The following is a 23,319-nucleotide window of genomic DNA, read 5'->3' as shown; positions in this document are numbered from 1 at the left end:
AAACCGGGACAATTTCCAGACATGTCTAGTATAATGTTGCATGTTGACGAATATTGTCACAGTTATGGGTTCGGGCGGAGGTTCCCTGCCTGAACAAGCAGAAAGGTGGAGGATAAGCGAGATGCATGATAAATTCAGTAAGCGCCAGCCATGGAAGAGGTGGCTTTTTACGGCACTGGCAGTCATTTTGCTGGTGCCGGGATTGCCATTGCAGCCTGCATCCATTGCCCGCGCATCAGGTGCGGCAACGGCAGCGGCAGACCCCAACAAGGTCTATGTTTCGTTCAAAAATGCAACGTTTGATGCAAATAATCCGCTGGTGGGGGACCATCTGGTTACAACCGTCAACTCATCACCGGGCGGCGGCTTGAGCCAGTTAGGAAGCATTACGGCCGCCGGGCTGCAGTATAACTTCGGCCGCAGCACTGGCAGTTACGCTAACCCGCAAGACATCGTCGGATTCCAAGATGACAGGATTCGGCTGGCTACCACCATCCCTTACTCTTTTGGCAGCATATTCAACAAGGAACGGGTAACCCTGTCGGACAACCGGTCCTTCAGCACCTATTTCGGCTTCAAAATGCATGCAGGGTCCCAGGCGGACGGCATTGTGTTCGTGGTGCAGACCGCTTCCAATGAAGCGGGGGCCGCTGGCGGCGGGCTGGGATACTCCGGCGTGGGCAAGAGCTTTGGCATTGAGTATGATACATATTATAATAACCCCCAGGATCAGGGAACAGCCCGCAATGACCCGCGTCCGGTGAATCTGAACTCGGGCAATCGGGCATCCCATGTGGCTCTTGATCTGAATGGGGATGTGGGCCATGGAGGTCTCAATAGCCCCAACTATGATTGGGGCAAGAATATCGCCACCCTGGACACCAAGAAAATGTCATTGGCCCAAACAGATGCTGAGGCCGTACTCGATCCCTACAAGCAGTTCCACTCCTGGATCGACTATAACGGGCTGACCCAAAAATTCGAGGTTTATCTCATCCGTGAGAACAATGACGGTTCTTTTTGGGCGCCGATGGTAAATTCGAACGGTACCCTCCAGACATCCGGAAGCGGAACGTCCGCGCAGATTGACACGGTGAAGCTGACGCAATTCCCCCACTTGGCGAATGGCGTATTGGTTGCGCCCAAGGATGGCGGAGGGACCCAAATCATCAAGCCAATCCTCTCCGATACAGTTGATTTGGGCAGCAAGCTGCTCCAGGACGACGCTTATATCGGATTTACCGCGGCTACGGGAGGGGCGAATCAGCATCATGACATCACCTCCTGGTATTTCAACAACTTCAGCGGTCTGATCGCCCCGCGGGCTGACACACAGCCGACAATAGAGCAGGCAGTGGAGCTGGCGCCGACGCAGGTCCAGATTCTGAACAAAGTGCCCCTTGTTGCGGACGGAATCAACTATGACTTCGCCAAATATGAGGGTGTTGCCTCCCAGCCTTACGGGTATGAGCCGATTACGGGGGTGGGAGCTCCTCCTTCGGGCATTGTCGCCGATGGTTCCAAGGCCGAGATAAAGGCAGAGATCAGAACCATCAATGATGAACTCATTGCCGGTTACCCGGTTACATTCTCCCTTTATTATGTGGATTCTTACTCGCCAGTTAATATCGGAAGCGGAAGAGAGGCAGTAGCCGCCAAGCAGAAGGACGACGAGAAGGTCTATTTGACGGCAGAAGGATATACGGTCAGAACGCGGACCTTTGAACGGGACGGAACGCCCCTTGTTGTCCGTGAAATTACAGTCCCCACAGATAAAAACGGAGTAGCCGCCGTCAACGTGTGGAATTTGGGCAATTATCCGCATCTGACAAATGTCAAAGCGAGGATTGGCGGCGAGCTGTCCCTGCTCACTTACGGCGGCGGAAATTCGGACTCTGCTCCGGTATTATTCGCTGCAGCCAAGGCCCCGAAGGTGGAGGAGGCCGATGTTGGGCCTGACCGTCACACGGTTGTGGTGAAGCTGGACCAGCCGGTAACCTATGACCCTAAACTGCCGGGCGGCTTTGCTGTGGACGTGGGGACGGAAGGCAATCCGGTCAAGGTTCCCCTTGAGGTGATCGGTCATGGCAAGGATGCGTATGGACAGGATGATCCCTTTACGCTGATATTGGAGATCGATCCCGGGCATCCGGACTATCCGCCGCAGCTGCCTACGGACTATGTGATTCTTCCCCAAAATGTCAATCCGCCTTTGTCTTATGACAAGACGAAAGGCACAGTTGCCGGAACGGGAACCGGCAGTCAGCCCTTGGACAGCTTTCCCAATGGGGACACATCCGTTAACGTGGGCAACCGGTTCGCTCCCGAGCACTTGGCCGTGGTGAATGATCAAGAACGCCGCACAATCCAGGTGACCTTTCCCGAGGCGATAAATGCTCTTGCTCCTCATGCTGCTGAAACGCTGAAGGCCTTCACGCTTGCCGTTAATGGAGAACCGGTGAATCCAGCGGGTCTTGTATTTGATCCGTCCGATCCCGCCGTTCTGCTTCTGACTGTGGCGGATGCCATTCCGCCCAATGCGTCTGTGGCTCTGACATATGATCCGTCCGCGCTCTCCTCTGCCGAACGCATCACCAACAGCCATTCGGCTCCCTTGGACAAATTCGTGAATGATCCGGTGGAAAACCAGATGGCGCCGGACACGGCAGTGGTCATCAATGATCTGTCGCGGGATAAAGTTCGGGTTGTATTCAACAAGCCCCTGGACCCGGCAATCGTAACAGGCGCTGTCTATCAGCAGTTTACATTCGATATTAACGGTGTTGCAGGTCCTGTGCTTGTAACAAGGATGGAATTATTGCCGGATGGCAAAACCCTTGTTTTTGCCCTGAATGCCGACCAATTGCCTGCCGGAGGCATCCCCGTGCTGGCAGACGGGGCGTCCGGAACGAACATCTCGCTGAACTATCAGGTGCCCGCTGCTTTGGCCAATATCCGCGAATCAGGTGCGGACGCGCGCGGCTTGAGCTGGCTGAAGAGCTTCCCGGTAGAGAATCAGCTTATGTTCAACCCTGCAGCAGCGGCAGTAGATACATTGGACCGCAATCAAGTCAAGGTGCGCTTCCCGACGGCGGTTTCCGTGGAGGGCACTCCGCAGTTTACAGTTGCCATCGGCTCCATGACGGTGCCGGCCACTGTGACGGGCGTTACCTATGACACCAGTATTTTGACTCTGAAGCTGCCTGGAGGCGTCCTGGCAGAACCGGAGGCTAAGCTTGCCTTCGGCTTCAGCCCTTATGGCGGAAACGTAGTGGATGCCGGCGACCCGCAGCGGGTGCTCGCTACCCAAATACAGTTTCCGGTGGACAATATCCATGTGGGAATACAGCCGGTGGCAGGCGGTTCGCCGCGCTACCAGCCGGTGACAGTCCTTACCGGTACCAGCGAACCCGGCTCGCAAGTGTCGGTGGTAGTGAAGAACAGCGGCAACAGCACGCTGCTGGGAAGTCTTGAGACCGATCCCCTGACCGGAGCATGGACATGGACGGCAGATTCACCTATCAGCTTGAGCGATACCTATACAGTTGCAGCAACCGCCGAGAAGCCGGGGCTGCTTCCGCTAAGCACAACGGCAACCGCCAGCTTCGTTATTGATCACACAATCCCCCATGGCGGCGGTCTCACAGTAACAGCCAACCCTCTCCATAATGTTGGCGACGGGGAGACCACAACAACACTTACGGCTTCTGTAACAGACGAGAACGGCCAGCCTGTGCCGGGTGTATTGGTGAAATTCGCAACCTCGGGAACGGGCGGCGGCAGTTTCGTTGACAAGGACGGCAATCCGGTGACACAGGCGGCAACAGATGCCAATGGCGCAGCGGTTATTTATTACCGTTCTCCCGATCTTGCCGGTGGTGACGCAGAAGAGATTGCCGTGGAGGCGTCTGTTGTTGATCCGCAGAAGGGCATCAGCGCATACGAGTCCTTTACGATCCATTTTGAGCCTCCGGCGATCAGGGGCAGCATTACTGAAACGGACCGCAACGGCCAGCTTTATCCGGTTGCCGGCAAAGCTCTGACTATCAAGAACGGAGCAGGACAGGTTGTAGGCACGGCAGTTACAGATGCGGATGGCAAATATGAATTTAAGATTCCGTTTAGCCGGGATACGTACACCATCGAATATACCAAAGATCTCGGCCAAGGCCGATCAGTGGTGTACAGCCAGCATGCGGCAACGGACAAGCCGTTTAAAGGAGACGGTACGGATGCGCTGGTCTCCAACAAGGCGGTAGCCGGAATCGTTGGCACCAAGAGTGCCGACGGACAGGTGCAAGCCATTGACATTGCGGCGTCCAAGGCAGAAAATCCGGCGGTTGCTCCTGAATTTGTCGTTTTCCTGAAGCAGAATGGCCAGTATGTGGACGGCAGCAACACGGCAGGGGGCGCAGCGCTTGGCAGCGCAGCCGAAGCCGATGGTTTCCCCGTTGGCGCCAACGGCCTGTTTATTGCCGACGGCCTGCCCCAAGGGGGGACAAGCGCAGATAACACATATGAGCTTGAAATCCGCTATTATTACAACCAACTGGACAGTGAAGGCAATCCTACCGGCGTCCGCCAGTATGTGGTCATCAACGAAAAACGGAATGGCCAATTGCCTGCAGTGTCTGTAAATAACGCTGGAGAACTGAATATCAGCGAAGAACTGATCGATCCGTACGGCACAATTTCCAACTCCCAGACAGGTGCGCTTATCGATGACCGCGAAGTCACGTTGAAGCTCTGGTATGCGAATACAGCCCGCAACAAAGCAAACGGGGTGACTCCCGATACGCCGGTTGCGCTGCCTTCTCTCCCCGGATTCCCGCCTGCGGACAATGACAGTCCGGTTCAGAAGGTAACCGGCGGCTCTTATGCCTGGATGGTGTATGGGGACAGCGACTATTATATTACAGCGAATGCCAATGGTTATGACACCTATGACAGCCGCTATGACAGCAGAACGGTTGCAGGAACAGCCAAGGAAAACGGACTCCATTATATCAAGGTGGAAAATGCCATCGTCCGTTTCGACTTTGCCATGGCTCCAAGCTCGGACAGCGGAGAAGGAACGGCTCCGACCGCCACTCCCAAGCCGGGCGTCTCTACGCCCTCACCTGCGCCGACAGCTACACCCGCACCGGGTCAGGCATCTGATATTGCTGTGAATGTGACGGTCAGCCGCTCCGTTCAAGCTCAAGCCAGCGAAGCGTCAATTGATGTTCTGTACAAGAACAATGCTGCTGGGGATATTGCCGAAGGCCAAATCCGGGTTACGCTGCCGGAGGGTGCGGAGGTTATCGATGCCGATGGCGGTACCGTGCTGGCAGGCATGATTGTGTGGGATATCCGCAATCTCAAGGCTGGAGACAAGGGTACCTTCACTATTACGGTGAAATGGCCGGAGCTGGGCCAAGGCGAGCAGGAGCGCATTATGACGGTCAAAGGCGAGTCTGCAGGCAAAAGCGGCAGTCCCTCCGGAGAAGCGGCTTCGGCGAAGCTGCTGGTGTATTCCAATCAAGCGGGCAATCTCAAGCATCAGCGGTATGTGCTGGGATATCCCGACGGCACCTTCCAGGAGGGGCGTTTCCTGACCCGGGCTGAGCTTGCGGCAATCATTGCCCGCCTGATCGGCGATTATGACGCGCCGGCCAAGGGATATACAGATGTGCCGGCAACCCATTGGGCTTATGGCTACATTAATACAGCAACGGCACATAAGATTTTTGAGGGAGATCTGCAAGGAACCTTCCGCCCTGAGGACCCGGTCAGCAGAGGGGAGCTGGCAGCGGTTATGACCCGCTATCTGCAACTGGAAACTGGCGTGCCTGTCGAGCTTCATTATGCCGATGTGCCCAACGGTTATTGGGCGGTGGAAGAGATCGAGGCGCTGTACCGCAACGGGATGATCGAAGGCTACCCCGATGGTACCTTCAAGCCTGTTGAGGGGATTACCCGCTCCGGCGCGGTTACCATGATTAACCGCATGCTGTACCGCGGTCCGCTGACGGAAGTGGAACAAACCTGGCCTGATGTGCCGCCTGGATTCTGGGCATTCGGACAAATCGAAGAGGCATCTGTTTCCCACGAGTCTTACAGAGCGGAAGTGGACGGCAAAACCGTTGAGGTGCTTGTGCGCAAGCTCGACGATCAAGTGAAATAAGAAGCGCCGGAAGCAAGGCTCCGGCTTAGCGGCAGAGGTTATCCGGCGGGTTGTTATGGCCCGGGATAACCTCTGTTGCATATTCTAATATATTCCTTTAAATTTTTGTGTATAATAGAACAAACGAAATTTGCAAGGTTTGGACTTTATTAACCCGCATGAAAAGAGGTTCCTATGGACAACAAAAGCGCCGCATCCAATTTTATCAAAACCATTATGATGGACGATCTCAAGGAAGGCCGCGTCAGCACCGTCAAGACCCGCTTTCCCCCTGAGCCCAACGGCTATCTGCATATCGGACATGCCCGGGCCATTACCATTAATTTCGAGCTGGCCGATGAGTTCGGCGGGACAACCAACCTGCGTTTTGACGACACCAACCCTGTCAAGGAGGATGTGGAATTCGTCAAATCCATCCAGGAGGATATCAAGTGGCTGGGCTTTGAGTGGGACGGGCTTCATTTTGCTTCGGATTATTTCGAGGAAATGTACAACCGGGCCATTGTCTTGATCAAAAAAGGTCTGGCTTACGTGGACGACCAGTCGGCGGACGCCATCCGCGAAACCCGCGGCAGCCTGACCCAGCCGGGTACGGAGAGCCCCTACCGCAACCGCACCGTAGAGGAGAACCTGGACTTGTTCACCCGCATGCGGGCCGGCGAGTTTAAGGACGGGGAGCGGGTGCTGCGGGCCAAGATTGATATGGCTTCCCCCAATATCAATATGCGGGACCCGGTTATTTTCCGGATTTCCCATACCCACCACCACAACACCGGCGACAAATGGTGCATCTACCCCATGTACGCCTACGCCCATCCGCTGGAGGATTCCATCGAGGGCGTCACCCATTCCCTATGCTCCCTGGAGTTTGAGGACCAGCGGCCCTTCTACGACTGGGTGATCCGGGAGACGGAGATGCCCCATGTGTCCCGCCAATATGAGTTTGGCAAGCTGAAGATTGCCGGCACCATTATGGGCAAGCGCTATATCAAGCGCCTGGTGGAATCCGGCGTGCTGGACGGCTGGAACGACCCCCGCGTCTTCACCATCAGCGGCATGCGCCGCCGGGGCTTTACCCCGGAGGGGATCAAATCCTTCATCCGCGAGGCGGGGGTGTCCAAGAGCAACGGCACTGTGGACCCGCGGATGCTGGAGCATTTTATCCGGGAGGATCTGAAGCTGAAAGCGCCGCGGACCATGGGTGTGCTGCGGCCGCTGAAGGTGGTCATCACCAATTACCCGGAGGGCCAGGTGGAAATGCTGGACGCCGAGGTGAATGCTGAGGTGCCGGAGATGGGGATGCGGAAAATTCCCTTCTCCCGGGAAATCTATATTGAGCAGGACGACTTCATGGAGAATCCGGTGCCCAAGTACCACCGCCTGTTCCCCGGCAATGAGGTGCGGCTGAAACATGCCTACTTCATCAAGTGTGAGGAAGTGGTCAAGGACGAGGCCGGCAATGTGGTGGAGCTGCGCTGTACCTATGACCCGGAGACCAAGTCCGGCACAGGCTTTACCGGCCGCAAGGTGAAGGGTACCATTCACTGGGTGGAGGCCACCACCGCCGTTCCGACGGAATTCCGGCTGTATGACCAGCTGGTAGCCGAAAAAACCGACGAGGAAGAAGAGGAAGAGGGCGGAGATGATCTCCTGTCCGGCATCAACCCCAAGTCCCTGGAGATTGTGCAGGGCTTCATTGACCCGGGCATCAAGGATGTGCAGCCGGAGGACAAGTTCCAGTTCTTCCGCCACGGTTACTTCTGCGTCGATTCCCAAAATTCCACGCCGGAAAAGCCGGTGTTCAACCTGACCGTATCCCTGAAAAGCTCCTTTAGCGTATAATTGCCGCCTGGCGCAGCTTGCCGCATTCCGGGCCATTCGTCCGGCGTGCGGCATAATGGCAGGCGCATATAAAAAACACCTTTTCTGCGTGTATATGGAATTTTTACAATTCCTTCTATACCGTGGAAACGGTGTTTTTTTGTAGCTACTCAGCTATTGCGTAAAACGAGTATCCTTTTGGATGCCAACAACTCCTCTATTGGCGGATGGAAGGATATGGTATGCCTATAATGCAAAAGTACACTTCTTTCATGGGTCAGCCGCTGAAACGGAGGGTCATCATGCAAAAGTACAGTTCATTCATGCGGATTTTAGCTTTTTGGCGGTTTCAAGCGAAAGTAAGTGCACTTTTGCATTATGAGAGCGAAAAAGAGGGCTCACGGCTAAAAATAAGTGTACTTTTGCATGATGGCATTGGAACAATATGGATCACGCGCAGTCTATACGAAACTCCAGCGGCTCTAACGATGGCATAAACGACGAAAATGAGGCGAAATGGAGTCCGCAGCAACGTTATTAGGCTTCTCAGTTCCGTTTAACCTCTTCTGCTACTGAGCTTGGCAATTCTCGGGGAGGCAAAGTCGGCAATTGGGAGGTTTATCCCTTCCACTACGGAACTCAGTGACTCCTGCGTGCGGCTTTTATTTTTCGCGGGATTTTGTAGTATTCTGGAAAATTCATAGTATAATTGGGTTAGCGCTTACAGATGCAGAGGTGTCTATTTTGCCAAAGACCAAAATTTTCTTAAGCTCCGCTTCCCAAGCTTCCTTTGGTCCGACCCGGAATACCAGCTTTGATAAGCTCCGTTCCCTTGGGCATGACCCGTTGATGTTTGAACGGAACTTCGGCGCATGGCATAACGGGGAAGACTCCATTGCCAAGTGTATGAAGCTGGTTTCGGATTGCGATATTTTTATCCTGTTTGTGGGAGCAAGAGCTGGCTCCATCACCCCCTACGGGCGGTCCGTTACCCATCTGGAATTTGAGCAGGCTCTGGCGGAGAGAAAATCGGTTTTGGTATTTGTGGAGACGGATATCAAATCTGAATATCTTGGTAATGTGAAGCATCTGATCGATGAATATACAGCCTCATTCCGGGCAAGCAAATTGGGGAAGCCTGCCCCGGCGGATATTGTCCATCATATCGGTCTTCATAAATCGAGAATTTCTTCCCAACAGCAGCACGTGGATGATTATGTGTGGTATTTCCTTCACGAGATTATGGCGGAGGAAAAGATTTTTGTGGAGAATCTGATGCCGGGAGTGCCCATTGAGTGGGATTCCTTGTTAAGCGATATGCTGCGGGACGGCGTGGAAATGCTGCGGAACAAAAAAGATATTGTACGGACGCTGGTGCAGGCCAAGGAGCTGCAGCACTATAAAAAATTCACATCCAGAATTGTTCCCCTGGTAAGGCTGGGCCTGAAAACCGATCTCCCGCTGTTAATTTCGGAGCTGAAGCAAGCCGCCATGGGGAATGTCATTGTCAATGATTTCGGATATGTGCAGCGGAAAATCGGGGAGATCCACAACTGCTCCGCGGTCACTCTTTACAAGCAGGATCACGGTCAAATGATATTGCTGGAATCCTCGGGTAAAATTAAAGCCAGAAATTTCAGCATGGATGACGACACCTCCTATGTGGTCCTTACCCAAAAAGGGGCCAGCGATAATATTTTTTTCAGGGAAGACAATAAAAGTCTGTATGTTTGCCTAAAGGGAAACGGCTTTGTCCTTACCTTCCATTTTCCCTGCGGCGAAGAGTGGAATACCCCCTTGTATTTGGACTATCAGGGCAACGTGGAAAGTGGTATAATGAATAAAAACGGGGAGCTTTTTTATACGGCGGTTTCCATTTTGGAAGGGGTGATTTGAATGGCAGGGAAAGCTTACGTTTCTATTAATGGAGATGTGACGGAGGTTGTAAAGGGGAAGCAGTATCCCAAACATGCCTTGATCTTTTCTCCCATTGAAAAGTCGCCCAAGGATTACCGAAAGCAAAAAGAACTGGCCTATGAGGAAGTGTCCAGCTCCATTGAAAGAATGATTGAGAAGATCAGCAATAAATCCATAACCGAATATCTTATATAAAAACCCGCCATCAATGTTGGCGGGTTTTGTTTTGCTGAAGGGTTTTAAACCAGGAACGCCGTTGTTATTCCTGGGCGTGGGCTTCGTCCTTGACCTCGCGGCGGAAGCCCTCAATGCTTTTCTCGCGGCGCTGGTTTTTCTTTTCAATTTGACTGCGTTCCTCGTCGCTGATTTCGGAGGAAAACTCGTTCAGATATTCCTCGGCCTCGTGCAGGTTTTTCTGGGTATTCTGGATATTTTGCTGCAGATGCTCCACATTGTCTGCGCGGTTATCCGGCTTTGCCATGATCATCGCCTCCTCTTGTTGGTCACGCCTGATTGGGCGCTACCGGATAGGTTGATCGGCCGGAATGGTTCTTATGCACGGCTGGGGCTTCCATACAAGTCCGATTGGACGCCGCGGCAAGGATTTTTTCGTTATATGCAAATTCCACTTTCCGGCACCTCTTTATTTTGCATGCCAGCCCGGGTATACTAATCATATTCGCCAAACGGAGGTGATACTCATGGCAATCGGAGATTGCCGGATTGGAAAACCCTCATGCAAAGCCTGATAGGAGGCGATACTTTGCATGGGCTGGCCGGAAGGATATATCGCCCGAACAAGCATTTATCGTTTTCTAATAGTGGCTTTGCACCTTATTTGCCATACCAAATAAAATAAGGGGCTGAGGTCCATGTGCGAACCATTTATTAGAAACTGCCAATATAATGTAATCAAGAGTCAAGCGGATTCGGTGCTGCGCGCCGTCCGGACAGTAGGGGACCCGAAGGTGCTGGAATCCGTCCGTTTGAGCGCGGCCGCCAAGGTGGAGGAGCTGTTTCCTGATGTAAGAGACAGCCGGAAAGCAATGCTGGAGTCCATTGCCAACCTGAAAACGGCGGAGGATTTCCACAACTATATCCAGGCTCTGGAGCCGTATATGCTGGAGTTTCCCCGCATCACCGAAAAGCAAATCCAGAAGCTGTTTCCGAAAAACAAAAAGCTGAAGCTGCCTGATCTGGAACAGGTGGACTGGCGGCATGTGACCTATCTGAGCTGGACGGATATCTCCACTAACAAAATGTTCATCGTGTATCACAATGGCGAGCAGTTCGTGGGTGTGGAAGGCAGATTCACCGCCACCAACAAAAAGGGTTACTGCTTCGTCTGCAACCGGTTCGAGGAACTGGTGCTGCTTTCGGCCGTCTCCAAAAAAAGGCCTGCTCACGCATTGCCCGACTACTACAAATCTGTAGGCAACTACATCTGCCTAAACGGCCATAGCTGCAACAAAAACATCACCGATGCTGCCCCATTGGAGGCGTTCATCGGCTCTGTGTTGGATTCATAACTCATAAGCCGCGCAAAAAAGAGGCGAGCCCGGGACCAGTGCCCTGGCTGCCTCTTTTTTTGTGCCCATGGCCGCCTACACATCCTTGTACTCCGATTCCAGGATGGAGAGAATGGTCACGGACACATATTCTCCGCCTACCAGGATGGAATCCCGCAGCGTACCCTCCACCTGGAAGCCCTCGCTCTCATACAGGTGCTGCGCACGCGGGTTGTTGCTGCGCACATCCAGCCACAGCCGGTGGGCGTTCCAGCGGTTGAAGGCGCAGCGCTTCACCAGCCGGAGCACGTCCCGGCCAAAGCCCTGGCCCTTCTCCGTAATCACCAGCCGCTTCAGCTCAATGCTGCGCGCCGGATTCTCCAGCCCGGCAATAATGGCGTAGCCGCAGGCCTCCAGATCCGCCTCCACAATCAGGTGAACCGTGTCCGTGCCCTCTTGGGCGTTCCGGTGCTGCTCCTTGGTCCATTGGTTGACAAAATTCCGGTTGTCCGGGTGGCTCTCCGCCTGAAGCACATAGTCCAAATCATGGGGCCGCGATACCCGCAGCCGTATCCGTTCCGAGCTTGCCAAAATCATGGCCATGCCTGGTCATCTCCTTTTTACCATCATATCACAGGAGCGGCACAATTGGGTAAGGGCTGCGGGGCGTTGCGCAAGAATCAGGAGAATGCCCAGTTTCCCTTGCGGAAGATGGGTTCAAGAGTCCCGTCGGCCGTCTCCCCGTCAATGTCCAGCTCTCCGCTGCCCATCATAAAATCCACATGGGCCAGACTGGCGTTGGCGCCGCGGCTGGACAACTCCTCCCGGGACATGGCGGTTCCATTTTCCAGGGTAAAGGAATAGGCATTGCCCAGGGCCAGGTGGCAGGCGGCATTTTCGTCGAACATGGTGTTGTAGAAGGTGATCCCCAAATCGGAAATCGGCGAATGATGGGGAACCAGCGCAACCTCGCCCAGGCGGCGGGAGCCTTCATCCATCTCGATCAGGCTCTTCAGGGGCTCATACCCCTCCGCTGCGGAAAAGTCCGTCACGGCCCCATCCTTAAAGGTGAGGGAAAAGCCCTCAATGACACTGCCCGAATACGGAAGCGGCAGGGTGCTGGCTACAGTGCCGTTGACCTCATCCTTGTGGGGCATGGTGAAGATTTCCTCGGTAGGCATGTTGGGCAGGAATACAATGCCGTCCGGGGTCTCCGAGGTGGCCGCTTTCCAGATATGCCCTTCGGGCAGCCCGATGACAAGATCCGTACCCGGCGCTTTGTAGTGCAGGCGGCGGTAACGCTTGGCGTTCATATAATCCTTGCGCCGGTTCAGCGCCTTCAGATGGGCCTCCCAGGCAGCCAACGGGTCCGGCTCGTACACCCGGTTCACCTGGAAAATCCGGTCCCACAGCGCATCCTGCGCTTCAGCGAGAGACAGCTGCGGGAATACGGCAGCCGCCCAGGCCGGGGTCGGCACGGAAGCCATGGACCAGGCGTTCAGGTTCTGGTTGACATACCGGCGAAAACCCTGCATGGCCTCCGCTTGGGCTTTGTTGCCGATGGCAATCCGCTCCGGAGGAAGCCCCTTCAGCAGGGAGGGGTTGGGAGCGTAAATTTGCAGGAAGGAGCCGCCTGCCTCCATGTGCGCTTCCATGGCCTTGGTCCGCCACTCCGGCGGCGTGCGGAGGGTTTCCTCCGGCGCCTGCTCGTATCTGATCCGGGTGGAGGCTTCGTCCACCCAGTCCATTTGCACATGGGCGGCTCCCGCTTCATAGGCCTTCGAGGCCAACAGACGGGCAAACGGGGCGCTGTCCAGATTGGAGTTGATCCATAACGAGTGCCCCTTGCGCAGGGCTGCCCCGATTTTAATTACCAGCTCAGCGTAACGCTCCAGACAAATTTCAAACGACGGTTTCATCATTCGCATCTCCTTTATGCCCGCATGCGTGCTTGTACAATTCGAAAGCAGGCGTCTTCCCTATTGTAGCATAAAGGCGTCATCCCATTCCCGCATGTACGCCGCCGGATGGGGTGGCCGAACCTTCCGCCGGGGGACGGCATACAATGGTTATGGACCAGAATCGGGCAGGGGAGTGTGCATATGTGGAAGACGCCAGGCAATGTCTATTGGGTGAACCGGCGGGCGGCAGCGGATAGGAGGGCGTTTATAGCAGGCGCCAGGGAAGTCCCCGGGAGGAAGCGCCCCTCCATGCACAAACGGAAAAAGGCGGCGGCGCCGGCCAAAGCGGTAACGCTGGCATATGTGCTGCAGCAGACCGGACGGCGGATGGAGCCCTTCTACCGGCGGGCCGCAACCAGCGAGTTTTATGTCCGCCGTTTCTGCGAAGCGGTGACGGAGACGGATTTGGACAAGATTGAGCAGATGATGAAGGAAGCAGCGCCCAAAATCGGCGAGAACTTTCCCGGGACCAACGGGATCGGGTATTTTGTGGGACTGCCGTTTGCCAAACCGATTGAGGTTTATTCCAACGGAACCACTATTCCGCCGGGGACGGTTCAGTTTACCTTCGAGCCGGAGGCTTTCCAGCGGGTGGCCCAGGCGGTGCTTCCCCTGTATAAGCGCTTTGCCAAAGCCCCTTTGTATACCGGGCGGCTGGCCCACGCCATTGAAGACAAGGACCCGGAGGAGGCCGCCAAGCTGGTGCGTACGGTGGTCAAGGACCCGGCGCTGCGTTCGGTCACCCTGGAATCCTATGGTGTGGCCCTTGCGTTCCGCTTCCCCTTCAGCAAATATACCTACCGCCATCTCCTGATGCGGGAATCCAAGCTTTAAGCGTGAGGGGCGGCAGCAGCCGCCAAAAGACCGGAGTCCCGACAGCCTGCGCTGCACCGGTTCCGGTCTTTTTGACCCTGGCTTCGGGGGCACCCCCAAAAGTAATCGGAATTGACATCAGAGCATCTGCGTCACTTTTGGGGGACTTTTACAGCGTGAAGCGGGACAGGCCCGCCTGCAGCTCCTCCGCCAGCTTGGATAAGGAGCTGGCGTTGTGGGACATGTCCTCCAGGGTGGCCAGCTGCTCCTCATTGGCGGCTGCGGCCTCCTGGCTCATGGCCGCCCCGTCCTGGGCCACTTCCGTAACGGCGGCCATCGCCTCCGCTACCTGGCTGCTGCCCGCGCTTACCAGAGTCACCGCCTGGACGATTTCCTCCACGTTGGCATGGATTTTATCGACGACCCGGCTAATGGAGCTGAAGGCTTCGTCCAAATCCCGGGATTCGGTTATCCGCCTGGTAATTTCCGCACTCTGCTGGTTGCCTCGGGCAGCAAGATCAATATCCTGCTGGGTATCCCCGATGAGCTGGGCAATCTGCCGGGCTTGCTCCCGGCTCTGCTCCGCCAGTTGCTTGACCTCGGCGGCGACTACGGCGAAGCCCCGTCCCGATTCTCCGGCCCTTGCCGCCTCAATGGAGGCATTCAGGGCCAACAGATTGGTCCGGGCGGCAATAGCGGAGATAGCTTCCACGATAGAGCTGATTTCCCCGGACCGCTGCGCCAGCCGTTTCATCTGCCCGGAGGCGGCGTTGGCTACCTCCTGAACCTGGTTCAGGGAAGCCCGGGCGCCAATCATAACCTGTTCCCCATTCGCTGCCATTTGCGCGGCTCTGGCCGTCCGGGAGGCGGCCTTTTCACATTGATCGGCGATTTGGCTGATGTGCTCTCTCATTTTCTCGCTGATGCGGGAAGCGGAATCCACCGTCTTCACCTGATGATCCAGCCCCGAAGCAAGCTCTTGGGTAGAGTCGGCAATAAGTCCGCCCGCCGCCTTGGACTCTTCGGAGCTGGCCAGGAACTCCTCTGCGCTGGCCGACAGGGTCAGGGCGCTTTCCTGGACCAGTCCCATCATGCTGCGCAGACCGGCAATCATGCCATTGAAGGAGGAGGCCAGACGTCCCAGCTCATCCTTGGATTCGTAAGAGGCCTTTACCCCCAGGTTGCCGTTCTCCACCTCCGCCATCAAATATTGAATCTGGCGCATCGGCTTTTTGATGGTCCGCTGAATCAGATATCCCGACAAACCCAGCAGCAGATATAAGGCGATGCTGGCCATGGTCATCAGACTGATCCGCCCGTCAATAAATGAATGAGTCTTTTCGTTGCTGTCCATCACTTCTTGCTTGTGCTGCTCCTGGATGGACAGGGCCAGCTCCTCCAGCTTTTTCTGATAAGGCTTCAGATCTGACTGATAAAGCTTGAGGGGAGAGACGGCCGAGCCGGCGGCTAGAGCGGTATTCATCACTTCGCGCTGCTCCTGGTATTGGGCGGTAAATTCCGCAAGCCGGGCCTCCTCCTCGTCGCTTTTGGCCACCTGCGCATAATGGGCCAGCAGCTCGTCGTTGGCCGCCGTCAGTTTTTTTACCGATTCGGTCAGCGTGCCGCGGGCTGCAGGATCAGTGCTGATTAAATATTCCAGCAGGCGGATATCCGTCTCCTTCAAATTGAGCAAAACGGACGACATATCGGTCATGGGGATGATTTCACCCTCGAACGCTTCATTCCAATTCTTCTCGCTTTGCTTCAGGTCAAGGTAATACATCACAACGGAGCCGACCAGAAACAGCAGGGAGATGCCCATCAATATGGCGATCTTGGTTCCGACCGACCGGTGTTTGATCAGAAAGGGATTGTCCAGCATATGGCTTAATCTGGACCGGCTTGCGGAAAGGCTCTTCATGCTTACACTTCCTCCACATGGAATGATCTGCAAATTCCGACTATAAATGATGGTATCACTACCTGGAAAGAGCATCAATCAAGGGGAAGGAAATTTCTCATCAACAATTAGTCAACAAATCGGAAAATGTCGAAATTTATAAAAACGTAAAAACCTCCGGCTTTATTTTCGCCTTTTGCAGACCTTATGCTACAATGAAAGGGGAGTTTGTTGCACAGGATTTTCCAACTCACTAAAGGAGTGATTGAGGCGAATGATTGCATCATTGTCGGATACAACCCGTTTGAACAACGGCGTAAACATGCCCTGGCTGGGGCTGGGCGTATGGAAAGTGGAAGACGGCGGCACTGTGGCGGAAACAGTAAAGTCGGCGATCCGCCTGGGATACCGCTCCATCGATACGGCGGCGGTGTACGGCAATGAAACAGGCGTAGGCCAAGGCATCCGGGAATGCGGGGTGCCTCGGGAAGAGCTGTTTATCACCACCAAGGTTTGGAACTCCGACCAAGGTTATGATTCTACGCTGGCGGCTTTCGACACAAGTCTGGACAAGCTGGGATTGGAATATGTGGATCTTTATCTGGTGCATTGGCCGGTGAAGGGGAAGTATGTGGAAACCTGGAAGGCGCTTACCCACCTCTATCAAAGCGGACGGGTGAAGGCCATCGGGGTCAGCAACTTTCAAATCCATCATCTGGAGGATATTATCGGGGAGACCGGCGTTATTCCGGCGGTTAATCAGGTGGAGTTCCATCCGTATTTGACTCAAAAGCCGCTGCTCTCCTTTTGCAAGGATAAGGGCATTCAGCTGGAGGCATGGAGCCCTCTGGCCCAAGGCGCGCTGACCAATCATCCGGTGCTGGGGGAAATCGGCGCCAAGTATGGCAAATCCGCTTCCCAGGTGATTCTGCGCTGGGATTTGCAGAATGGCGTGGTGACCATTCCCAAGACGGTGCATGAAGGCCGCTTGAAGGAAAACGCCGATATTTTCGACTTTGTTCTATCGCCGTCGGATATGGAGGCCATTGACGCTTTGAACCGCAATGAGCGCAAGGGCTCCGACCCGGATAATTTCAATTTTTAAATTTGGTCAAGGACCCGAAGACCGCTTCGCCGCCTGCCGGACAAACCGGAGGCAACGAGGCGGTTTTGTCTTTATATGGAGAGAGGAGGAGGGGCAGATGGAATGCCGGATGGGCTGTGCGGCCTGCTGTATCGCAGTGTCCATCTCTTCGCAGATCCCCGGAATGCCCGGCGGCAAACCTGCCGGCGTTCCTTGCGTTCAACTGCTGCCGGATCTGCGCTGCGCTCTCTTCGGACGCCCGGAGCGCCCCGGGGTATGCGGCAGTCTCCGGCCTTCCCCGGAGATGTGCGGAGAGTCCCCAGCCGATGCCTTTGCCTACTTAGAGAGGCTGGAGCGGTTGACGGCGCCTGGGACGGCTAAACCGGTTTAATCAAAAAAATTTTTCAACATCATAGAAAAGAATTTGCCGGGTAAAGCAGATGGTGTTAGAATATATGACGGAAAGCAAGGGCGGGGCTTCTTTCCATCGCCAAACAAGAAAACAGAGTCATATTATATGACATGAAACAGGGCGGAATAGGGCGATTTTTGCGCCAACAGCAGCTATTCCGCAATTTGGTTCAGATGATTCTGCCCGGTTTCCGGCTGCATTGCGCTGAGCTTGGAGGCGATCTGACCTGCGTGGGGGGATACATAGAAAAGGAACATGCTGGGAAGGGTAAAGATGGATAAGAGCTTGGTGACGGCAGGCTTTTTACCAATGAAGGAATATTATTGACGGCTGCTCAAAAATAACGATAAGATGAAAGACGCATGGCTAATCTTAATGAATCGAGGGGACAGGTTTATGAAAAAGATAGGGATTATTTTAACGGCGGCATCCTTGGTGCTTGTGTCCGCCCTTGCCGGCTGCGGCAAGAAGGAGGACAATACGCAGGGCGCGGCATCAGCGGCTCCTACGGCGGCAGCTTCGGCATCAGCGGCAGCCAGTCCTGCCAGCAAAAAAGGAGTGGGCGTTAAGGTAGGCATGGTTACCGATGTCGGCGGCGTTAACGACAAATCCTTTAACCAATCCGCTTGGGAGGCTCTGCAGAAGCTGAAGACCGATACCGGCGCTGAAGTGAAGTATCTGCAGTCCAAGAACGACACCGAATTCCAGCCTAACCTGAACACCTTCGTCAAGGATAACTATAATCTGACCTGGGGCATCGGCTTCATCATCGGCGACGCTATGAAGCAAGTAGCTGCCGCCAATCCCAATGCCAAGCTGGCTATTATCGATGAGGTTGTGGAAGCCCCCAACGTGAAGTCCGTTACCTTCTCCGAGCAGGAAGGCTCCTACCTGGTAGGCGTTGTGGCCGGCCTCATGACCAAAACCAACAAGGTTGGCTTTGTGGGCGGTATGGACATCGTTGTAATCAAGCGCTTCGAAGCCGGCTTCAAGGCAGGCGTAGCCGCTGCCAACCCCAATGCCAAGGTATCGGTTAACTACACCGGCGCCTTCGACAAGCCCGACCTGGGCAAAGCTGCCGCCGCCACCATGTACAACGATGGTGTAGACATTATCTTCCACGCTTCCGGCGGAACCGGAACCGGCGTCTTCAATGAAGCCAAGGACCGTGTGAAGGGCGGCAAGAAGGTATGGGTGATCGGGGTGGACAAGGACCAATCCGTTGAGTTCGGCAATGACGTAACTCTGACCTCCATGATGAAGTATGTGGATCAAGCGGTGTACAGCGTATCCAAGAACCTGATCGAAACCGGCTCCTTCGACACCAAACCGGTTGTGCTGGGCCTGAAGGACAACGGCGTTGGTTTGCCGCCCAACAACCCCAATGTTCCGGCGGATATTCTGAAGAAGGTTGACGAGTATAAGGCGAAGATCATCAGCGGCGAAATCAAAGTTCCCGAAAAGTGAGCGTGATCTCATGAACCGAGCGGCACTGGACTCATCGGCTCCCGTGGTGATCGAAATGCGGGGAATCACCAAGCGGTTCCCCGGCATTGTCGCCAACGACTCTATTTCCCTTACCCTGCGCAAGGGTGAAATCCATGCGCTTCTGGGGGAGAACGGCGCGGGCAAATCCACGCTCATGAATATCCTCTTTGGGCTGTATCAGCCCGACGAGGGGGATATTTTCGTGGGCGGGGAGAAGGTTGTCATCGACGGGCCGAACAAGGCGATAAAGCTCGGTATTGGAATGGTGCACCAGCACTTTAAGCTGGTGCACCCTTTTACCGTAGCGGAGAATATTATCCTGGGCAGCGAGCCGGTAAAAGGGCTGTCCACCGATGTGAAAAAGGCGGCCAAAGAGGTGGAGCGGCTGTCCAATCTGTACGGCCTCCAGGTGGACCCGTATGCGAAGATCGAGGATATATCCGTCGGCATGCAGCAGCGGGTGGAGATTCTGAAGACGCTGTACCGGGGTGCGGATATTATCATTTTTGATGAGCCTACCGCCGTATTGACGCCCCAGGAGATTGACGATCTGCTGAAGATCATGCGCAATCTGATCCGGGAGGGCAAGTCCATCATTTTGATCACCCACAAGCTTAAGGAAATTATGGCTATCTCCGACCGGGTTACCATTATCCGCAGAGGCAAGGTGGTGGGTTCGGTGGTTACCGCCGAAACCACGCCGGATGCGCTGGCCGAGGCGATGGTGGGGCGCAATGTGTCCTTTGAGATCAACAAAGCCGCTTCGGTTCCCGGCGCGCCGGTGCTTCAGGTCGACAAGGTGTCCCTGAAGGATGAGCGCGGCGTGCGTGCGCTGGACGGGATATCCCTGCAGGTGAATGCCGGGGAAATTCTGGGTGTGGCGGGCGTGGACGGCAACGGCCAAAGCGAGCTGATTGCCGCCCTGACGGGACTGCGCAAGGTGGACTCGGGCCGGATTCTCTTGAAGGGCGCGGAGGTGCAGAACCGCTCCACCCGGCAGATCGGGGAAGCGGGCCTGTCCCTGATCCCGGAGGACCGGCATAAACACGGTCTGGTGCTGGATTTTACCCTGCGGGAAAATATGGTGCTGAACACGTACTTTAGAGCGCCTTTTAACCGCAGCGGTTTTATGGATGAGAATGCCATGGAGGTTCATGCCCAAAAGCTGGTGAAGGACTTCGACGTAAGAGCTTCGGGAACCGACGCCAGAGCCCGCTCCCTCTCGGGAGGCAACCAGCAAAAGGCGATTATCGCCCGGGAGCTGGACAAGGACCCGGATCTGCTGATTGCGGCCCAGCCTACCCGGGGGCTTGATGTGGGCGCCATTGAATTTATTCACCGGCGGCTGGTGGAGCAGCGGGACAAGGGCAAGGCAGTGCTCCTAGTCTCCTTCGAGCTGGATGAGATCATGAAGCTCTCCGACCGGATTGTGGTCATGTATGAGGGCAAAGTGGTGGGCGAGGTGCGTCCCGAGGACACCAACGATCAGGAGCTGGGCCTCTTAATGGCGGGCAGCAGAAGGGAGACAGCGGCGCATGAATAAATGGATGAAGGTGTTCGTCAAGGACTCCGCCTATATTCCGCTGGTGGCGATTCTTCTGGGGCTTATTGTCGGCGGCCTGATTATGGCTATCGGCGGCTTCAATCCCTTCGCGGCGTACAAAGCGCTGGCGGGGAAGGTGGTCGGCACCCCCTATGACATCGGAGAGACTCTGCGGGGGATTACGCCGCTGCTTCTGTGCGGGTTATCCGTAGGCTTTGCTTACCGGACAGGCCTCTTCAACATCGGCGCGGAAGGGCAGGTTACCATGGGGATGCTGGGTTCGGTCTGGATCGGCATTGTGCTGGACCTGCCGGCTTACATCCATACTCCGCTGGCCGTTATTGTCGGGATGCTCTGCGGCGGCCTCTGGGGCGCCATTGTGGGCTGGCTGAAGGCCTCCCGCGGCGTCAACGAGGTTATCACCAGCATTATGATGAACTGGATTGCCCTGTATCTGGCCAACTATCTGATCGGCCATTTCCTGCTGCAGGAAAAGACCCAGCGCTCCAAAATAATCGAACCCAGCGCCTCCATCACCTCCAGCTGGCTGTCCGGGCTGTTCGGCGATTCCCGGCTGCATTGGGGCGTGCTGCTGGCCCTCTTGGCGGTTCCGGTCTTCTATATTCTGCTGTGGAAAACCCGGCAGGGCTACGAGCTCCGCGCTGTAGGGCATAATCCCCACGCCGCCCAATATGCCGGCATCAATGTCAACGGCAATGTGATCAAGGCCATGTTCATCAGCGGCTTGTTTGCCGGACTGGCGGGCGTGACCGAGGGCCTGGGGGTATTTGGCTACATGACCCGGGCGGCGGCCAGCAGCGGCTTGGGCTTCGACGGCATTGCCGTGGCGCTGTTGGGCGGCAACAACCCTGTGGGCATCCTGCTGGGTTCGATTCTGTTCGGCTCCCTGAACTACGGCTCTGCGGGCATGAGCTTTGAGGCGGATGTGCCGCCGGAAATTATCCGGGTGGTCATCGGGCTGATCATATTCTTCGTGGCGTCCAGCGGTCTTGTCCGGTGGGTGCTCGCGCCCTTTACGGCCAGACGCAAAAAGGAGGCGGCAGGATGAACTTCGCGGAAATTATCAATATTACCCTGGTGTTTTCCACGCCTCTGATTCTGGCGGCCCTGGGCGGTATTTTCTCGGAAAAATCCGGTGTGGTCAACATCGGAATTGAAGGTTTGATGGTGGTGGGAGCCTTTGGCGCCGCGTTGTTCGGCTATTATGCCGAGGAAGCGGGGATGGGTGTTTTCTCTCCCTATGCGGGTATGCTTGCCGCGGCGGCGCTGGGCATTCTGCTGTCGGCTGTCCATGCGGTGGCCTCCATTACCTTTAAGGCGGACCAGACGGTCAGCGGCGTGGTCATCAACTTCCTCGCCGCGGGGCTGTGCGTGTATCTGGTGAAAGTGCTCTTCGACGGCTCCGGCCAGACGGAGAACCTGCAGGAGGTATTCAGCAAGGTGAAAATCCCGCTGCTGGGGGATATTCCTTTTGTCGGTCCGGCCTTGTTCCAGGCGTATCCGCCTACGTATCTGGCCTATATCCTGGTGTTTGTGGCTTGGTATGTCCTGTACAAAATGCCCTTCGGACTGCGGCTGCGGGCGGTGGGCGAACATCCCAGCGCCGCGGATACGGTGGGCATCAAGGTGCTGCGCACCCGCTATATCGGGGTGTTTATCAGCGGAGCCTTGTCCGCCTTGGGCGGAGCTACCATCACCATGACCACCACCGCCAGCTTCACCCATAACACTATCTCCGGCCAGGGCTTCATCGCCATTGCCGCCATGATCTTCGGCAAGTGGAATCCCTTGGGCGCCTTCGGCGCGGCGGTGTTCTTCGGCTTCGCCACCTCCCTGCGGAACGTGGTGCAGCTGTATGACTGGTCCGCCAGGATTCCCCAGGAGTTCATCTTCATGCTGCCCTATGTCCTCACCATTCTGGTGCTGGCGGGAGCCGTAGGCCGTGCCCGCGCCCCGGCGGCGCTGGGCGAGCCTTACGATCCGGGCAAGCGGTAGAGGCTTCATGTACTTTACAAAATTCCTCCGTCCCCGTGTTCCATGAGTGAGCGCCGGCGGAGGAGTTTTTGCTTCGACAGAAGGGAGAAGGGAGGGGCTTAAGCGATGTACGAGCAAAAAACCAAGGAAACGGATCACAGTGTCATCGAATTTATCGAAGCAGTCGATAATCCGAAGAAGCGCGAAGATGCTTATGCGTTATTGGAAATTTTCACTGAAACCACGGGATGCCAGGCTAAGCTGTGGGGCAGCAGCATTATCGGTTTTGGCTCGTATCATTACAAGTACGCCTCCGGCCATGAGGGCGATGCGCCGCTGGTGGGTTTTTCGCCGAGGAAAGGAAAAATCAGCCTCTATTTTGCGGTTGGCGATGCCCAAAGGGAGGCTCTGCTGCAGGAATTGGGCAAACACACATCAGGCAAAGCCTGTGTGTATATCAACAAAGTAGCGGATATCCGGGTGGATGTGCTCAAGGAGCTAATCGTCCAATCGGTGGATTTTCTGAAAAAGGCCTATCCGCAAGGCGTTGGCGGCGGTGCTACGGATGCCGGAGCAGAGGAATAAGAGGCAGGCGAATCAGAAGCAGGCGAATAAACGGGGGAGAGCAGCCGGCTGGCTGCTCTTTTTTTGTATACGAAAACCCCCAGTTCGACTGGGGGTTCTAAAAAGCTTAAAGCTATGAGTAGTCCA

18 protein-coding genes are annotated in these 23,319 nt (G+C 55.5%); 14 read left to right on the top strand and 4 right to left on the bottom strand.

Annotated features, from left to right (window positions below):
• Window positions 1-121 precede the first annotated feature (121 nt).
• The 5 genes from DQG13_RS15585 (at window position 122) to DQG13_RS15565 (ending at window position 10,099) form a co-directional block, all read left to right on the top strand.
• Window positions 122-6,166, top strand: a complete 6,045-nt coding sequence (locus DQG13_RS15585; protein WP_181592776.1) for an S-layer homology domain-containing protein — start codon at window positions 122-124, stop codon at window positions 6,164-6,166.
• A gap of 174 nt (window positions 6,167-6,340) precedes the next feature.
• The gene (locus DQG13_RS15580; RefSeq protein ID WP_113020706.1) at window positions 6,341-8,008 is read left to right on the top strand and encodes a glutamine--tRNA ligase/YqeY domain fusion protein; all 1,668 of its coding nucleotides are present in this window, start codon (window positions 6,341-6,343) and stop codon (window positions 8,006-8,008) included.
• A 281-nt stretch (window positions 8,009-8,289) separates the two neighbouring features.
• Complete coding sequence (locus DQG13_RS15575) at window positions 8,290-8,484, top strand: hypothetical protein (protein WP_146767162.1); 195 nt, start codon at window positions 8,290-8,292, stop codon at window positions 8,482-8,484.
• A 247-nt stretch (window positions 8,485-8,731) separates the two neighbouring features.
• Window positions 8,732-9,883, top strand: a complete 1,152-nt coding sequence (locus DQG13_RS15570; RefSeq protein ID WP_181592775.1) for a DUF4062 domain-containing protein — start codon at window positions 8,732-8,734, stop codon at window positions 9,881-9,883.
• The gene (locus DQG13_RS15565) at window positions 9,884-10,099 is read left to right on the top strand and encodes a hypothetical protein (protein WP_113020703.1); all 216 of its coding nucleotides are present in this window, start codon (window positions 9,884-9,886) and stop codon (window positions 10,097-10,099) included.
• Between the two features lie 64 nt (window positions 10,100-10,163).
• On the opposite strand, the gene tlp is transcribed toward DQG13_RS15565, so the two are convergent.
• Window positions 10,164-10,385: a small acid-soluble spore protein Tlp gene (gene tlp / locus DQG13_RS15560; RefSeq protein WP_113020702.1), complete on the bottom strand. Its 222-nt coding sequence runs from the start codon at window positions 10,383-10,385 to the stop codon at window positions 10,164-10,166.
• Between the two features lie 391 nt (window positions 10,386-10,776).
• On the opposite strand from tlp, the gene DQG13_RS15555 reads away from it, so the two are divergent.
• Window positions 10,777-11,433, top strand: a complete 657-nt coding sequence (locus DQG13_RS15555; RefSeq protein WP_113020701.1) for a FusB/FusC family EF-G-binding protein — start codon at window positions 10,777-10,779, stop codon at window positions 11,431-11,433.
• 75 nt (window positions 11,434-11,508) lie between these two features.
• Here DQG13_RS15555 and DQG13_RS15550 read toward each other — a convergent pair whose 3' ends face one another.
• Together DQG13_RS15550 and DQG13_RS15545 are read right to left on the bottom strand one after the other, a co-directional pair.
• Window positions 11,509-12,015, bottom strand: coding sequence for a GNAT family N-acetyltransferase (locus tag DQG13_RS15550; protein ID WP_220094387.1), 507 nt, complete (start codon window positions 12,013-12,015; stop codon window positions 11,509-11,511).
• A gap of 77 nt (window positions 12,016-12,092) precedes the next feature.
• The gene (locus DQG13_RS15545; RefSeq protein ID WP_258525693.1) at window positions 12,093-13,334 is read right to left on the bottom strand and encodes an aminopeptidase; all 1,242 of its coding nucleotides are present in this window, start codon (window positions 13,332-13,334) and stop codon (window positions 12,093-12,095) included.
• A gap of 180 nt (window positions 13,335-13,514) precedes the next feature.
• On the opposite strand from DQG13_RS15545, the gene DQG13_RS15540 reads away from it, so the two are divergent.
• Entirely contained in the window at window positions 13,515-14,207 is a 693-nt protein-coding gene (locus tag DQG13_RS15540) for a hypothetical protein (protein WP_181592774.1), read from the top strand.
• A gap of 148 nt (window positions 14,208-14,355) precedes the next feature.
• Here DQG13_RS15540 and DQG13_RS15535 read toward each other — a convergent pair whose 3' ends face one another.
• Window positions 14,356-16,107, bottom strand: coding sequence for a methyl-accepting chemotaxis protein (locus DQG13_RS15535; protein ID WP_181592773.1), 1,752 nt, complete (start codon window positions 16,105-16,107; stop codon window positions 14,356-14,358).
• Window positions 16,108-16,360: 253 nt separating this feature from the next.
• On the opposite strand from DQG13_RS15535, the gene DQG13_RS15530 reads away from it, so the two are divergent.
• The 7 genes from DQG13_RS15530 (at window position 16,361) to DQG13_RS15500 (ending at window position 23,193) form a co-directional block, all read left to right on the top strand.
• On the top strand, window positions 16,361-17,191 hold the full coding sequence (locus tag DQG13_RS15530; RefSeq protein WP_113020697.1) for an aldo/keto reductase: 831 nt from the start codon (window positions 16,361-16,363) through the stop codon (window positions 17,189-17,191).
• A 97-nt stretch (window positions 17,192-17,288) separates the two neighbouring features.
• Window positions 17,289-17,561 (top strand): YkgJ family cysteine cluster protein, encoded by a 273-nt coding sequence (locus DQG13_RS15525; protein WP_113020696.1) that lies wholly within the window; start codon window positions 17,289-17,291, stop codon window positions 17,559-17,561.
• Between the two features lie 417 nt (window positions 17,562-17,978).
• Window positions 17,979-19,049, top strand: a complete 1,071-nt coding sequence (locus DQG13_RS15520) for a BMP family lipoprotein (RefSeq protein ID WP_113020695.1) — start codon at window positions 17,979-17,981, stop codon at window positions 19,047-19,049.
• A gap of 10 nt (window positions 19,050-19,059) precedes the next feature.
• Window positions 19,060-20,613, top strand: a complete 1,554-nt coding sequence (locus DQG13_RS15515; protein WP_181592772.1) for an ABC transporter ATP-binding protein — start codon at window positions 19,060-19,062, stop codon at window positions 20,611-20,613.
• Window positions 20,606-21,682, top strand: a complete 1,077-nt coding sequence (locus DQG13_RS15510; RefSeq protein WP_113020694.1) for an ABC transporter permease — start codon at window positions 20,606-20,608, stop codon at window positions 21,680-21,682. Before DQG13_RS15515 ends, DQG13_RS15510 begins: the two co-directional genes overlap by 8 nt.
• Entirely contained in the window at window positions 21,679-22,629 is a 951-nt protein-coding gene (locus tag DQG13_RS15505; protein WP_113020693.1) for an ABC transporter permease, read from the top strand. The genes DQG13_RS15510 and DQG13_RS15505 overlap by 4 nt, the downstream gene beginning before the upstream one ends.
• A gap of 105 nt (window positions 22,630-22,734) precedes the next feature.
• Window positions 22,735-23,193, top strand: a complete 459-nt coding sequence (locus DQG13_RS15500; protein ID WP_113020692.1) for a DUF1801 domain-containing protein — start codon at window positions 22,735-22,737, stop codon at window positions 23,191-23,193.
• Window positions 23,194-23,319 lie beyond the last annotated feature (126 nt).

The organism is Paenibacillus sp. YN15, assembly GCF_003285005.1.
Lineage (GTDB): Bacteria > Bacillota > Bacilli > Paenibacillales > NBRC-103111 > Paenibacillus_AR.
Note: the sequence above shows the minus strand (reverse complement) of the source record. Positions and strands in the feature narration are given on the sequence as shown.

Bases quoted from the DNA above. Each gene is read 5' to 3' on its own strand.
- DQG13_RS15550 (WP_220094387.1), bottom strand. From the start codon at position 12,015: ATGGCCATGATTTTGGCAAGCTCGGAACGGATACGGCTGCGGGTATCG.
- DQG13_RS15520 (WP_113020695.1), top strand. From the start codon at position 17,979: ATGAAAAAGATAGGGATTATTTTAACGGCGGCATCCTTGGTGCTTGTG.
- DQG13_RS15585 (WP_181592776.1), top strand. From the start codon at position 122: ATGCATGATAAATTCAGTAAGCGCCAGCCATGGAAGAGGTGGCTTTTT.
- DQG13_RS15505 (WP_113020693.1), top strand. From the start codon at position 21,679: ATGAACTTCGCGGAAATTATCAATATTACCCTGGTGTTTTCCACGCCT.
- DQG13_RS15565 (WP_113020703.1), top strand. From the start codon at position 9,884: ATGGCAGGGAAAGCTTACGTTTCTATTAATGGAGATGTGACGGAGGTT.
- DQG13_RS15535 (WP_181592773.1), bottom strand. From the start codon at position 16,107: ATGAAGAGCCTTTCCGCAAGCCGGTCCAGATTAAGCCATATGCTGGAC.
- DQG13_RS15540 (WP_181592774.1), top strand. From the start codon at position 13,515: ATGTGGAAGACGCCAGGCAATGTCTATTGGGTGAACCGGCGGGCGGCA.
- DQG13_RS15525 (WP_113020696.1), top strand. From the start codon at position 17,289: ATGGAATGCCGGATGGGCTGTGCGGCCTGCTGTATCGCAGTGTCCATC.
- DQG13_RS15510 (WP_113020694.1), top strand. From the start codon at position 20,606: ATGAATAAATGGATGAAGGTGTTCGTCAAGGACTCCGCCTATATTCCG.
- DQG13_RS15515 (WP_181592772.1), top strand. From the start codon at position 19,060: ATGAACCGAGCGGCACTGGACTCATCGGCTCCCGTGGTGATCGAAATG.
- DQG13_RS15575 (WP_146767162.1), top strand. From the start codon at position 8,290: ATGCAAAAGTACAGTTCATTCATGCGGATTTTAGCTTTTTGGCGGTTT.
- DQG13_RS15580 (WP_113020706.1), top strand. From the start codon at position 6,341: ATGGACAACAAAAGCGCCGCATCCAATTTTATCAAAACCATTATGATG.
- tlp (WP_113020702.1), bottom strand. From the start codon at position 10,385: ATGGCAAAGCCGGATAACCGCGCAGACAATGTGGAGCATCTGCAGCAA.
- DQG13_RS15500 (WP_113020692.1), top strand. From the start codon at position 22,735: ATGTACGAGCAAAAAACCAAGGAAACGGATCACAGTGTCATCGAATTT.
- DQG13_RS15555 (WP_113020701.1), top strand. From the start codon at position 10,777: ATGTGCGAACCATTTATTAGAAACTGCCAATATAATGTAATCAAGAGT.
- DQG13_RS15545 (WP_258525693.1), bottom strand. From the start codon at position 13,334: ATGATGAAACCGTCGTTTGAAATTTGTCTGGAGCGTTACGCTGAGCTG.
- DQG13_RS15530 (WP_113020697.1), top strand. From the start codon at position 16,361: ATGATTGCATCATTGTCGGATACAACCCGTTTGAACAACGGCGTAAAC.